Annotated in this window: 11 protein-coding genes; 7 read left to right on the top strand and 4 right to left on the bottom strand. The window is 73.8% G+C overall.

Features of this window, described 5'->3' with window-relative positions; translation table 11 throughout:
• Nucleotides 1-141: 141 nt before the first annotated feature.
• Nucleotides 142-690, bottom strand: a complete 549-nt coding sequence (locus tag ACI79U_RS21015) for a GIY-YIG nuclease family protein (RefSeq protein WP_457072245.1) — start codon at nucleotides 688-690, stop codon at nucleotides 142-144.
• 82 nt (nucleotides 691-772) lie between these two features.
• Here ACI79U_RS21015 and ACI79U_RS21020 point away from each other — a divergent pair, with 82 nt between their 5' ends.
• From ACI79U_RS21020 to ACI79U_RS21030, 3 genes are read left to right on the top strand one after another with little or no spacing between them, the layout of a single operon-like run.
• Nucleotides 773-1,213, top strand: coding sequence for a hypothetical protein (locus ACI79U_RS21020; RefSeq protein ID WP_457072242.1), 441 nt, complete (start codon nucleotides 773-775; stop codon nucleotides 1,211-1,213).
• A gap of 50 nt (nucleotides 1,214-1,263) precedes the next feature.
• Complete coding sequence (locus tag ACI79U_RS21025) at nucleotides 1,264-1,485, top strand: hypothetical protein (protein WP_457072240.1); 222 nt, start codon at nucleotides 1,264-1,266, stop codon at nucleotides 1,483-1,485.
• Entirely contained in the window at nucleotides 1,482-1,865 is a 384-nt protein-coding gene (locus ACI79U_RS21030) for a type II toxin-antitoxin system VapC family toxin (RefSeq protein WP_457072237.1), read from the top strand. Before ACI79U_RS21025 ends, ACI79U_RS21030 begins: the two co-directional genes overlap by 4 nt.
• Nucleotides 1,866-1,968: 103 nt before the next feature.
• Here the strand turns inward: ACI79U_RS21030 and ACI79U_RS21035 are convergent, their stop codons facing one another.
• Complete coding sequence (locus tag ACI79U_RS21035) at nucleotides 1,969-2,589, bottom strand: hypothetical protein (protein ID WP_457072235.1); 621 nt, start codon at nucleotides 2,587-2,589, stop codon at nucleotides 1,969-1,971.
• 257 nt (nucleotides 2,590-2,846) lie between these two features.
• Here ACI79U_RS21035 and ACI79U_RS21040 point away from each other — a divergent pair, with 257 nt between their 5' ends.
• Complete coding sequence (locus ACI79U_RS21040) at nucleotides 2,847-4,421, top strand: flagellin N-terminal helical domain-containing protein (RefSeq protein WP_457072233.1); 1,575 nt, start codon at nucleotides 2,847-2,849, stop codon at nucleotides 4,419-4,421.
• Between the two features lie 24 nt (nucleotides 4,422-4,445).
• On the opposite strand, the gene ACI79U_RS21045 is transcribed toward ACI79U_RS21040, so the two are convergent.
• Both ACI79U_RS21045 and ACI79U_RS21050 read right to left on the bottom strand, forming a co-directional pair.
• The gene (locus tag ACI79U_RS21045; protein ID WP_457072231.1) at nucleotides 4,446-5,192 is read right to left on the bottom strand and encodes an IclR family transcriptional regulator; all 747 of its coding nucleotides are present in this window, start codon (nucleotides 5,190-5,192) and stop codon (nucleotides 4,446-4,448) included.
• 33 nt (nucleotides 5,193-5,225) lie between these two features.
• Nucleotides 5,226-6,650, bottom strand: a complete 1,425-nt coding sequence (locus ACI79U_RS21050; RefSeq protein ID WP_457072229.1) for an APC family permease — start codon at nucleotides 6,648-6,650, stop codon at nucleotides 5,226-5,228.
• Nucleotides 6,651-6,883: 233 nt separating this feature from the next.
• Here ACI79U_RS21050 and ACI79U_RS21055 point away from each other — a divergent pair, with 233 nt between their 5' ends.
• Genes ACI79U_RS21055 through ACI79U_RS21065 form a run of 3 tightly spaced genes read left to right on the top strand, consistent with a single transcriptional unit; the run spans nucleotide 6,884 to nucleotide 10,669 of the window.
• The gene (locus tag ACI79U_RS21055; RefSeq protein ID WP_457072226.1) at nucleotides 6,884-8,356 is read left to right on the top strand and encodes an APC family permease; all 1,473 of its coding nucleotides are present in this window, start codon (nucleotides 6,884-6,886) and stop codon (nucleotides 8,354-8,356) included.
• A gap of 28 nt (nucleotides 8,357-8,384) precedes the next feature.
• Nucleotides 8,385-10,298, top strand: a complete 1,914-nt coding sequence (locus ACI79U_RS21060; RefSeq protein ID WP_457072224.1) for a primary-amine oxidase — start codon at nucleotides 8,385-8,387, stop codon at nucleotides 10,296-10,298.
• Nucleotides 10,295-10,669 carry a hypothetical protein gene (locus ACI79U_RS21065; RefSeq protein WP_457072222.1) on the top strand — a complete coding sequence of 125 codons (375 nt, stop codon included), beginning with the start codon at nucleotides 10,295-10,297 and terminating at the stop codon, nucleotides 10,667-10,669. Before ACI79U_RS21060 ends, ACI79U_RS21065 begins: the two co-directional genes overlap by 4 nt.
• Nucleotides 10,670-10,801 lie beyond the last annotated feature (132 nt).

A 10,801-nucleotide genomic window follows, 5' to 3' on the forward strand; every position in this document is an offset into this window, starting at 1 on the left:
GCCCCACCCACCCCGACCCCCCCCCCCCCCCCCCCCCCCCCCCCCCCCCCCCCCCCCCCCCCCCCCCCCCCCCCCCCCCCCCCCCCCCCCCCCCCCCCCCCCCCCCCCCCCCCCCCCCCCGGGGCGCCACTGGGGCCGAGGTCAGGGCGCCGTCGACCTCGCGGCGTCGCGCCAGCGCTTCCGAGCCTCCCGCACGAACGCGTACAGCGGGTGCGCGGCGTTCTCAGCCTGGTTGAGCGGCGGCTCCAGCTCGGCGATCACCGCGGCCTCCACCGTCCACGGCTCCGGGTGCTCGACCCAGGTCAGCCGCAGCTTCTCCCCCATCCAGTCCGACAGCCGCAGCTCGTCGGCGTTCACCAGCACCGGCCGCGTCGTCCACCGGCTCCGCCAGCCCTGCTGCTCGCTGAGCAGCGCGGCCAGCGACCGCCGGAGTGTCGACGAGCCCGTCGTCCCGCGGATGTGGTCACCCACCACCCGGCTGCGCAGCGTCGCCTTCGACCCAGTGCCGTTCGGTGCGATCCCGACGTACAGCAGCTGCAGGTCAGCGGTCTCGTGCCGCGGCCCGGAGATGCCGGGCAGCGCCCCGAACCGCCCCCACCAGGCGTACAGCCCGGGCGCCGCCGGGATCTCGACCCGAGCCCGCTCCAGGGGAACCGGCTCCGAGCGCAGCGCAGCGGTGACGTCGTCCATGCCCCCAGTCAACGGCACCGCCCTGATCGGCCTGTGGACGACGCCAGCGGCGATTGACCCGTACGCGGCAGAGTTCTCCGCCATGCAGACCCGACCACACCCCGACATCCCGCTGACGAGCGACGCCGAGCTCACCGAGCGGTGGCGCGCCCTGCTGCACCTGAACGGGCCGCCGTCGCAGCGCCGACTGTTCCTCGCCTGGCTGCGGAGCAACGGCACGATGGTCCACCTGCTGATCCCGGTCGAGGAGCTCCCGCTGGAACCCGACCGGGTGGTGATCGGCGCGCTCGCCGACCTGCACTCCGTCGTGGTCGACGCCGAGGACGTCGACCGGCTGGGCCTGCACCTGGCGATGTGCCTGGAACGCCCAGGGCCCGCGGCGCCCACCCCTGACGACGCCGCCTGGTGCGCCGCGATCGAGTCGATCGTCCGCGGGCGCGACGGCCTCGACTGCAGCCTGCACCTCCACGACGGGCGGACCGCCGTCCCGCTCCTCTCCCGGCGCTCCTGGCCTGCACGATGAACGACCACCGCGTGCTTGCAGAGTGCGACACGTCGGTGGACGATCGCAGCATGCCGACCCTGTACCTGCGCAACGTCCCCGCCGAGGTGATCGAACGGCTGACCCGGCTGGCCGAGCGGGAGCACGCCTCGGTGAGCGCAGTCGCGATCCGTGAACTGAGCGACATCAGCCGCCGGGCGGACAACCCGACGCGGTTGGCCGCCCTCCCGGACACCGGCATCGGCCTCGACGAGATCGTCGACGCCGTGGACGAAGGCCGCGCCGACCGGTGATCGTCCTCGACGCCTCGACCGCCGTCGCCGCGTTGCTGCGCGACGGGTCGGCTCGGGAGGCGGCGGCCCGCGAGCAGCTGCACGCACCGCACCTGATCGACGCGGAGGTGGCCCAGACGCTGCGCCGTCTGGTCTCCGCCGGCCACCTCCCGGCGCGCACCGGCGACCACCTGGTCACCGAGTGGGCCGCACTCGCCCTCGTGCGGCACCCGGTCCACCTGATGCTGCCCCGCATCTGGGCGCTCCGGGAGAACCTCTCGGCCTACGACGCGACCTACGTCGCCCTGGCCGAGGCGCTGGATTGTGCCCTGCTCACCGCCGATGCCCGCCTGACGCGGGCGCCGGGAGCAACCTGCCCGGTCACCGTCGTGTCCACCTGACCGGTGATGCACGGACCGGACGCGGCCGGGACGCGACCGCCGCGACGTGCGCTGAGGGCCGATCCCGGGACCGGCCCTCAGCGCGCGTGGTCCGTACCGGTGGTCAGATCGTCTCGGGCACCTGCAGGTGCGCCAGGGCGAGCTGGAAGTTGGCGGTGTCGGTGACCGTGATGCCCATCGTGGGCCCGAACTCCTCCCGGAACACCCGCGCCCCCTCGGCGGCCTTCTCGAGGTTCTCCCAGCTGTCGTAGGAGACGGCGGCGACCGCCACCCCGTCGCTGCGGCGGGTCATCACGCTGACGCTGCAGAAGCCGGGCAGGTCGTCCAGCTGCGGCATCAGCGACAGCCGGACGGCGTCCACGGCGCGCTGGACGCTGTCGGGGTCGGTGCGCAGCCAGGTGACGCGGGAGCAGGTGCCGGCGGGGGCATCGGGCACCCGGTGCATCGCCGCGATCTCCCACTCCTCCACCTCGGCGCGGCCGCCGAACGCCTCGGCCGTGCCCTCGGCCCACGGCCGGACGTCGTCCCGGCTGGCCTGCAGCCGCGCCTCGTCCTGCCAGGAGGTGGTCATGATGCTCTGCCCGGTGTCGGGGTCGGAGAGCAGCGACAGGCCCACGCAGCCGTCCATCTGCCGGAGCTTGGGCATGGCCTCGTCGCGGACGTAGGCGATGCCCGCGTCCACCGCCTGCCGGTCGCCGTGGATCGTCGTTGATCGGGCGTACATGCAGCCCACCTTCTTCCTGGTGCACGGATCGTCCTGGTGCACGGGATCCTGCGGTGCCCCATCGGCAACGCGTTGCAGATCACACCCTTCCCGGCGGACGCGGGTGCGGCAACCCCTCGCCGGACGGGTGGAAGGGGCGCGCGAGCGACCACCAGCCGCTGGACCGACAAGGTGTTCGACTCAACCATCGCCGCGAACGGCCGTTACCGATGGTGCGTCACCACAGCACCGATCGACCGAGCTGCGAGGAAGGCCACGTGGGTCTGAGCGTCGTCACCAACACCGCGGCGATGAACGCCCACCGCAACCTGTCGCTGACCAGCACCGGCGTGGGCAGGTCCTTCGAACGGCTCTCCTCCGGTTACCGGATAAACCGGGCGGCCGACGACGCGGCGGGGCTGGCCATCTCCGAGGGCCTGCGCTCCCAGGTCGGCGGCTACGCCCAGGCGATGCGGAACACCCGCGACGGCGTCAGCGTCGTCCAGACCGCCGAGGGCGCCCTGAGCGAGACCACCTCGGTGCTCCAGCGCATGCGTGACCTCGCCGTCCAGGCCGCGAACGCCGGCGGTCTGAGCACCGACGCCCTGACCGGCATCCAGACCGAGCTGACCCAGCTCACGCGGGAGCTGACGCGCATCGCCGACACCACCACCTTCAACGGCACCGCGCTGCTGGACGGCACCTACCACGGCACCTTCCAGGTGGGCCCGCACACCGGCGACACCATCTCGCTGCCCATCCGCGGCGCCCTGGACGCCGCGGGCCTCGGGCTCGACGGCGTGAACCTCGCCGCCACCAGCGACCCCGCCTCGGTGAACGCGTTCCCGGCGCAGGGCCGCATCGAACGGATCCAGACCGGCGCACTCGTCTTCCTCGGCGCCACGGCCACCCCCGGCGCCATCGAGGCCCTGCGCGGCACGATCACCTTCGACGGCCACACCCTCGACCTGGGGATCACCTACACCGACACCGACAACGACGGCGCCATCGACAACGCCGAGCGCGTGGATCAACTGAACGCCGCGGCCAGCGGAGCCGGCATGACCCACCGGACCGATCCCTTCGTGGACGACGGCGACGACCTGATCTTCCGGGGCAGGGCGCCCCTCCCGGACGCCACGGACACCGAACTGGCGGCCCTCAGCCCCGACTACAGCGACCCCTCCCCGCAGGTCCTGGAGGTCCCGGCCAGCACCTCGATCCCACCCCAGCCCGGGGGGTTGATGTTCCCCGGGACCCTGGCAGCCGACCTGCCGACCCTGCGCGGCAGCGTCTCCGCCGACGGCGAGACGCTCGAACTCGGCTCGGTCACCTACACCGACACCGACTCCGACGGCACCATCAGCGGCGCGGAGGCGCTGGCGCAGCTGAACGCGGCGGCGAAGGCCGCGGGCATCACCACGCACGACCACGCCTTCGTGGAGAGCCGGCTCATCACGTTGAGCGACGACGAGTTCGTGGACCACGGCCTGAGCCTGCAGTTCCGCGGCTCCGTCCCCGCCGACGACGCCACGCCGGAGGAGCTGCTCCGGGCCAGCCCGGTGTTCACCCCGGGCCAGGACCTGATCACGCGGATCGACGCGGCCATCCGCACCGTCTCCACCCAGCGGGCCGAGCTGGGCGCCATCCAGAACCGCTTCGAGCACACCCTCGCCAACCTGGGCGTCGCGCACGAGAACGCCGTCGCGGCGCTGTCCCGGATCAGGGACGCCGACGTCGCCGCGGAGACGACCGTCCTGGCCAGGAACCAGATCCTGCTCCAGGCCGGTACGGCGATGCTGTCGCAGGCGAACCAGAGCGCCCAGCAGGTCCTCAAGCTCCTCCAGGCCTGACCCGCGGGAGTCCGCGGCACCCGTTCACGCCAGCAGCGCCACCAGCTCACCCGCCGATCCACGGGCCGCGTCGAGGGTCCCGTCGCGGGCAACTCCGGCGCCGCCGCTCACCGCGACGCCGGCCACCAGCTCACCGGCGCGTGACCGCACCGGGGCCACCAGGCAGCTGACGCCGCCGTGCAGCTCCCCCGTCTGCGCCGCCCAGTCCTGGCCGCGGACCTCGGCCAGGCAGGCGTCCAGCTGGTCGGCCCTCGTCACCGTCGCGGTGGTGAACCGGGTCAGCCGGGACGGCGGCAGCAGGTCCCGCCACTCGGGCTGCTCGGCCAGCAGCAGCCTGCCCGCCGCCGTCGCGTGCAGGTGCCGTTCCACCGACGCCGGGTCCTGCAGCGGCAGGTCGGGGTCGACGTCGGCCACCCGCAGCGTCGTCGCCGTGTACAGCACCAGGTGCACCCCGGCCCGCACCTCCGTGCGCAGCTCCGCGAGCACCGCCCGCGCGGCCGACGGCACCCGCACCGGCGCGATCGCCCCGGCCAGCCCGGCCACCTTCCGACCCAGCGCGAACCCACGCAGGTCCGGCAGCCGCACCAGGTACTCCTCCCCCACCAGCAGGTTCAGCAGCCGGTACGCCGTCGCCGGCGGCATGCCCAGCGCCGTCGCCACCTCCTTCGCGGTGACGCCGGCACCCATCCGCGCCACGCACTCCAGCACCGCCAGCGCGCTCTGCACCGCCTTCGGCTGCCGGCCGGTCAGCCCCGCGTCCGACACCGCCATCAGTCCGACACCGTCATCAGTCCCACACCGCCCTCAGGCCGCCAGCGATCCGGGCAACACGCTGGCCACCGTCGGCTCGTCGTAGACCCCGACGGCGGCCAGCCGCGCAGGCCGCCGCGCCCGCAGCCACAGCAGCCAGACCACCCCCGGCGCCAGCGCGCCCAGGTACACGAGGGCCGCCAGCCGCCCGTCCACCCAGCCCGACCCGCTCACCGCCACCACCAGCACGACCGACCACAGCCCCGCCGCCGCGACCCCGCCGACCAGCGGCGCGGGGGTCAGCTCCCCAATCCGGCGCAGGAACAACGGCATCGCCACGCACACCAGCACGTAGGCGACCACGTAGCCGATCGCCGACACCGTCAGCGTCCCGGTCAGCACGCCCCGGCCGGAGAACCCGCCCAACAGCGCGACGAACGGCACCCCGACGACGACGGGCAGCGCCAGCAGCAGCGCCACGAACGGCGTCCCGAACCGGCGGTGCGTCCGCCCCAGCCGCCCAGCCAGCACCCGCTCCCGGCCCATCGAGAACAGCACCCGGGCCAGCGCGTTGGTCGACCCGGTCACGCAGGCGAAGAACGACGCCGCGATCCCCGCCTCCAGCGCCCACGCCACCGGCCCGATCTCCGCGGCCAGCCGGCCGACCGGCACCGGGCTGAGCAGCACCTCCAGCGGCGCGGCCCGCAGCAGCACCACCTGCGCCGCCGTCCCGGCCAGGAACAGCACCCCGGCCACCGCCGGCGTCCACAGCACCGCCCGCGGCACCGCCCGCAGCGGCCGCTGCGCCTCCACGCCCAGCACGGTCGCGCTCTCGAAGCCCATGAAGCCGACGACGCCGAGCACGACGCCGATCGCGATCCCGCCCCAGCGCACGTCCGCGTCGACCACCGCCGCCGCCGGACCGGCCGCGGGCGAGACCCGGAGCAGCAGGACGCCGAGGACGGCGAGCACCAGCCCGATCGACACCACCTCCAGCGCCAGCGCGACCCGCGCCGAGAGCTGGATCCCGCGCACCGTGCACCACCCGGCCAGCCCGCCGACCAGCAGCACCAGCCAGGCCACCGACGACGCCGGCAGCGAGAGCAGCGCCGCCAGGTACAGCGCGCACCCGACCAGCGCCGACATCGACACCGCCGCGTAGCCGATCGCCAGCGACCACCCACCGACCAGCGCCCCGGAGGAGCCCAACCCCTGCGCGGTGTAGGTGTAGACGCCACCCACCGCGGCCAGCCGGCGGGCGAACTGGGTGAGGCACCAGCCCACCAGCAGCACCAGCACGGTGGCCGCGGCGAACGCCGGCAGCGTCGCCGCGCCGCTCTGCACCAGCACGATCGCCGGCGTCGTCACCACCGCCGCCGAGGGCGCCAGCGCCGACACCGACTGGGCGAGCACCTCCCAGAAGCCCAGCCGCCGCCGGTGCAGGCCGGCCACCGGGGAGGTGCGGGCGAGTCGGGTCACGCAGCAGCCTCCAGCGGTCGGGGAACGCCGCAGGGTAGGCAGCCGGCCTTTGCGCCGTTGTTACGGCGCGGGCCCCCACCGGTCACACCCCGAATGAGAAGGCCGCGCCGCAGGTCTCTCATTCAGCACGCGGCAGAACGTCAGCGACGGGAGACGCCGCGGCAACCAACCGCGATCAGGGTCGGCGGGCAGCACGGCGCCACCGGGGCGCCGCCGGATCCAGGAGACCGCAGATGGCCATCTCCGACCCACCCGCGGGAGCACCGACGTCGTCCGTCGGCAGCAAGCCCAGCGCCCTTCCCACCCGCAGCCTCACCGGCTCCCTCGGCGTCGGCTCGATCATCTTCATGGTGGTCGCCGCCGCCGCGCCGCTCACGGTCATCGCCGGGTCGGTGCCGATCGGCATCCTCATCGGCAACGGCGCGGGCTACCCGGCCAGCTACGCGATCAGCGCGGTCATCCTGCTGTTCTTCGCCGTCGGGTTCGTCGCGATGACCCCGCACGTGCCGCAGGCCGGCGCCTTCTACTCCTACATCTCCCGCGGCCTGGGCCGGCCGCTCGGCCTGGGCGCGGCGATGCTGGCGCTGCTCACCTACATCACCATCCAGGGGGCGGTGCTCGGCTACCTCGGGCAGGCGATCGGTGACCTGCTCGGCCGCTACGGCGTCGCCTCCCCGCCCTGGTGGGTCTGGACGCTGGCGATGGTCGCCCTGATCGGGGTGCTCGGCTACCGGCACATCGACCTGTCCAGCAAGGTGCTCGGGCTGCTGCTGATCGCCGAGATCGCGATCGTCGTCGTCCTGGACCTCGCGGTCGTCGGGCAGGGCGGCGGCCCCGAGGGCTTCTCCGGCGGCATCGTCTCCCCCGCCGAGATCACCAGCGGCTCCCCCGCACTGGGCCTGATGTTCGCCATCGCCGGGTTCATCGGCTTCGAGGCGACCGCCGTCTTCCGCGACGAGGCGCGCGACCCCGAGCGCACCATCCCGCAGGCGACCTACCTGGCGCTGGCGATCATCGGCGTCTTCTACGCCGTCTCCAGCTGGGCGATCGTCACCGCCTGGGGCGACGAGGCCGCCGTGGCCCGCGCCGCCGAGGACCCGGGCTCGATGGTGGTCGAGACGACGGAGGCCTTCCTCGGCACCGTGGTCGCCGATGTCCTCAACGTCCTGCTGGTGACCAGCCTGTTCGCCTGCGCGCTGAGCTTCCACAACGTGCTGGCCCGCTACTTCTTCAACCTCGGCAACACCGGCGTGCTGCACAGCCGGCTGGGCAACGCGCACGCCACGCACGCCTCGCCCGCCTCGGCCTCGCTCACCCAGACGGTGATCAGCGCCGCGCTCATGATCGTCTGCGCGGTCGCCGGCCTGGACCCGGTGCTGGAGGTCTTCACCTGGCTGTCCGGGATCGCCACCGTCGGCATCGTCGCGCTGATGCTGCTCACCTGCTCGGCGGTGCTGGTCTTCTTCCGCCACACCCGGGTCGACACCCGGCCGTGGCAGACGCTCATCGCGCCCGGCCTGGGCTGCCTCGGGCTCGCCGCGATCCTCGTCGTCCTCGTGCAGAACCTGCCGCTGCTGATGGGCGAGTCGACGGCGCTCGGCGTCGGCGCCGGCGTCCTGCTGCTGGCCACCCTCCTCGCCGGCCCGGTGATCGCCCGGCTGCGCCCGCAGGCCGCCGCCCTCACCGACACCGACCTCTCCTCCTGACCCACCGCTCGAAAGGAACCCCACTCCCATGACGATGACCGCCCCGGTCAGCACCGCCACCCACCCGCTCTCCCGGCTCTCCGCCGAGGAGTTCACCGCGATCCGCAGCATCGTCGCCGAGGCCGGCCTGGTCGGCGAGCAGACGAAGTTCGTCTACGTCGGCCTCGACGAGCCGCACAAGAACGTCGTCCTCGCCTGGCGGCCCGGCGACCCGATCGAGCGCCGGGCGCGCGTGCTGCTGCTCGACCGCGCCACCGGCAACGGCGCCGACCTCACCGTGTCGATCACCGCCGGCGCCGTCGTCGGGAACGAGCCGATCGACGCCCTGGTCGACGGGCAGGTGCCGATCCTGGACGCCGAGTTCGAGGCGATCGAGCCGATCCTCGCCGCCGACGAGCGCTGGGTCACCGCGATGACCAGGCGCGGGCTGGACGTCGCGAAAGTCCGGTCGGTGCCTCTGTCGGCCGGTTCCTACTTCCCCGACGAGTTCGGGCACCGCGTCGTCCGGGTGCTCGGCTTCCACCAGGCCGACCCCGAGGACCTCCCCTGGGCGCACCCGGTCGACGGCGTCGTCGCGTTCGTCGACGTCACCCGCGGCGTGGCCATCGACGTCCAGGACCACTTCGACCTGCCCGTCCCGGCCGAGCGCGCCGACCTCACGCCGGACGCCGTCCGGGACCTCAAGCCCATCGAGATCACCCAGCCCGAGGGCCGCAGCTTCACCGTGGACGACGACGTCATCCGCTGGGCCGGCTGGGAGGTGCGGGTCGGCTTCGACGCCCGCGAGGGGCTCACGCTGAACCAGCTCTCCATCGACGGCCGCTCGGTGATCCACCGCGCGTCGATCGCCGAGATGGTCGTGCCCTACGCCGACCCGTCCCCGGTGCGGTTCTGGCAGAACTACTTCGACACCGGCGAGTACCTCTTCGCCCGGTACACCAACTCCCTCGAGCTGGGCTGCGACTGCCTCGGCGAGATCCACTACTTCGACGGCGTGCTCGCCGACGAGGACGGCCACCCGCGCACGATCAAGAACGCCATCTGCCTGCACGAGGAGGACTACGGCGTCGCCTGGAAGCACACCGACATGTTCAACGGGATGCTGGAGACCCGGCGCTCGCGGCGGCTGGTGATCAGCTTCTTCACCACGATCGGCAACTACGACTACGGCTTCTACTGGTACCTCTACACCGACGGCACGATCGCGCTGGAGTCGAAGGCCACCGGCATCGTGTTCACCTCCGCCTACCGCGGCGAGGAGCACCCGTACGCCACCGAGATCGCGCCCGGCCTGGGGGCGCCGTTCCACCAGCACCTGTTCTCCGCGCGGCTGGACATGGCGATCGACGGCGTCGACAACACGGTGCACGAGGTGGACGCCGTCCGGGTGCCGATCTCTGCCGACAACCCGTACGGCAACGCATTCACCCGTCGTCTCACCCCGCTGACGTCGGAGGCCTCAGCCGCCCGGACGACGGACGCGACGGTCGGGCGGACCTGGCACGTCGTCAACCCGTCGGTGCGCAACCGGCTCGGCCAGCCGGTCGGGTACGCGCTGCACCCGGAGAACTCGCCGGTGCTGCTCGCCGACGAGTCGTCGTCGGTGGCCTCCCGCGCCGCCTTCTCCACCAAGAGCCTGTGGGTCACCGCCTACGACCCGGCCGAGCGGTATCCGGCCGGCGACTTCGTCAACCAGCACCCCGGCGACGGCGGGCTGCCGGCGTTCGTCGCCGACGACGCCCCGGTGGAGAACACCGACGTCGTGCTGTGGCACACCTTCGGGCTGACGCACTTCCCGCGCCCGGAGGACTGGCCGGTCATGCCCACCGACTACAGCGGGTTCACGCTCAAGCCGGTCGGCTTCTTCGACAGGAACCCGGCGCTGGGGGTCCCGAAGTCCACGTCCTCGCACTGCGCCACCGGCGAGGGGCACTGCTCGTGACGACCGCCGTCGTCGCCCGGCCGAGGGCCATCGCCCTCGGCCGGGTGGCCGCTCTCGCGGCCGTTGCGTCGGCGGCGGTGCACCTGCTGCTTCTCGACGGCTCGCTCGGGTCGCTGGTGATGGTGGGGATGGCGGCGGCCTGCCTGCCCTGCGCGTGGCGCCTGTGGCGGAACCCGACCGGGTCGGTGTGGCGGTTCACCGCACTGGTGGACGCCGCGATGCTGGTGCTGCACGCGCAGCTGCTCGGCGGCTCATCGGGGCACGCACTCATGCACCACGCGGCCGGACCGGGCGCGCTGATGTGGCTCGGCCTCGGCCTGGTCGGCGCCCAGCTGATGCTGGCCGGGCTGGCAGTCGTGCGCCGTCCCTGACGCCCCCCCCGGGGGGGGGGGGGGGGGGGGGGGGGGGGGGGGGGGGGGGGGGGGGGGGGGGGGGGGGGGGGGGGGGGGGGGGGGGGGGGGGGGGGGGGGGGGGGGGGGGGGGGGGGGGGGGGGGGGGGGGGG

The sequence above is a fragment of the Modestobacter sp. SYSU DS0904 genome, assembly GCF_054051115.1.

What these genes read in the sequence shown, in the direction of transcription:
- ACI79U_RS21020 (WP_457072242.1), top strand. Translation starts at nt 773, where the DNA reads ATGCAGACCCGACCACACCCCGACATCCCGCTGACGAGCGACGCCGAG.
- ACI79U_RS21055 (WP_457072226.1), top strand. Translation starts at nt 6,884, where the DNA reads ATGGCCATCTCCGACCCACCCGCGGGAGCACCGACGTCGTCCGTCGGC.
- ACI79U_RS21035 (WP_457072235.1), bottom strand. Translation starts at nt 2,589, where the DNA reads ATGTACGCCCGATCAACGACGATCCACGGCGACCGGCAGGCGGTGGAC.
- ACI79U_RS21060 (WP_457072224.1), top strand. Translation starts at nt 8,385, where the DNA reads ATGACGATGACCGCCCCGGTCAGCACCGCCACCCACCCGCTCTCCCGG.
- ACI79U_RS21015 (WP_457072245.1), bottom strand. Translation starts at nt 690, where the DNA reads ATGGACGACGTCACCGCTGCGCTGCGCTCGGAGCCGGTTCCCCTGGAG.
- ACI79U_RS21025 (WP_457072240.1), top strand. Translation starts at nt 1,264, where the DNA reads ATGCCGACCCTGTACCTGCGCAACGTCCCCGCCGAGGTGATCGAACGG.
- ACI79U_RS21045 (WP_457072231.1), bottom strand. Translation starts at nt 5,192, where the DNA reads ATGGCGGTGTCGGACGCGGGGCTGACCGGCCGGCAGCCGAAGGCGGTG.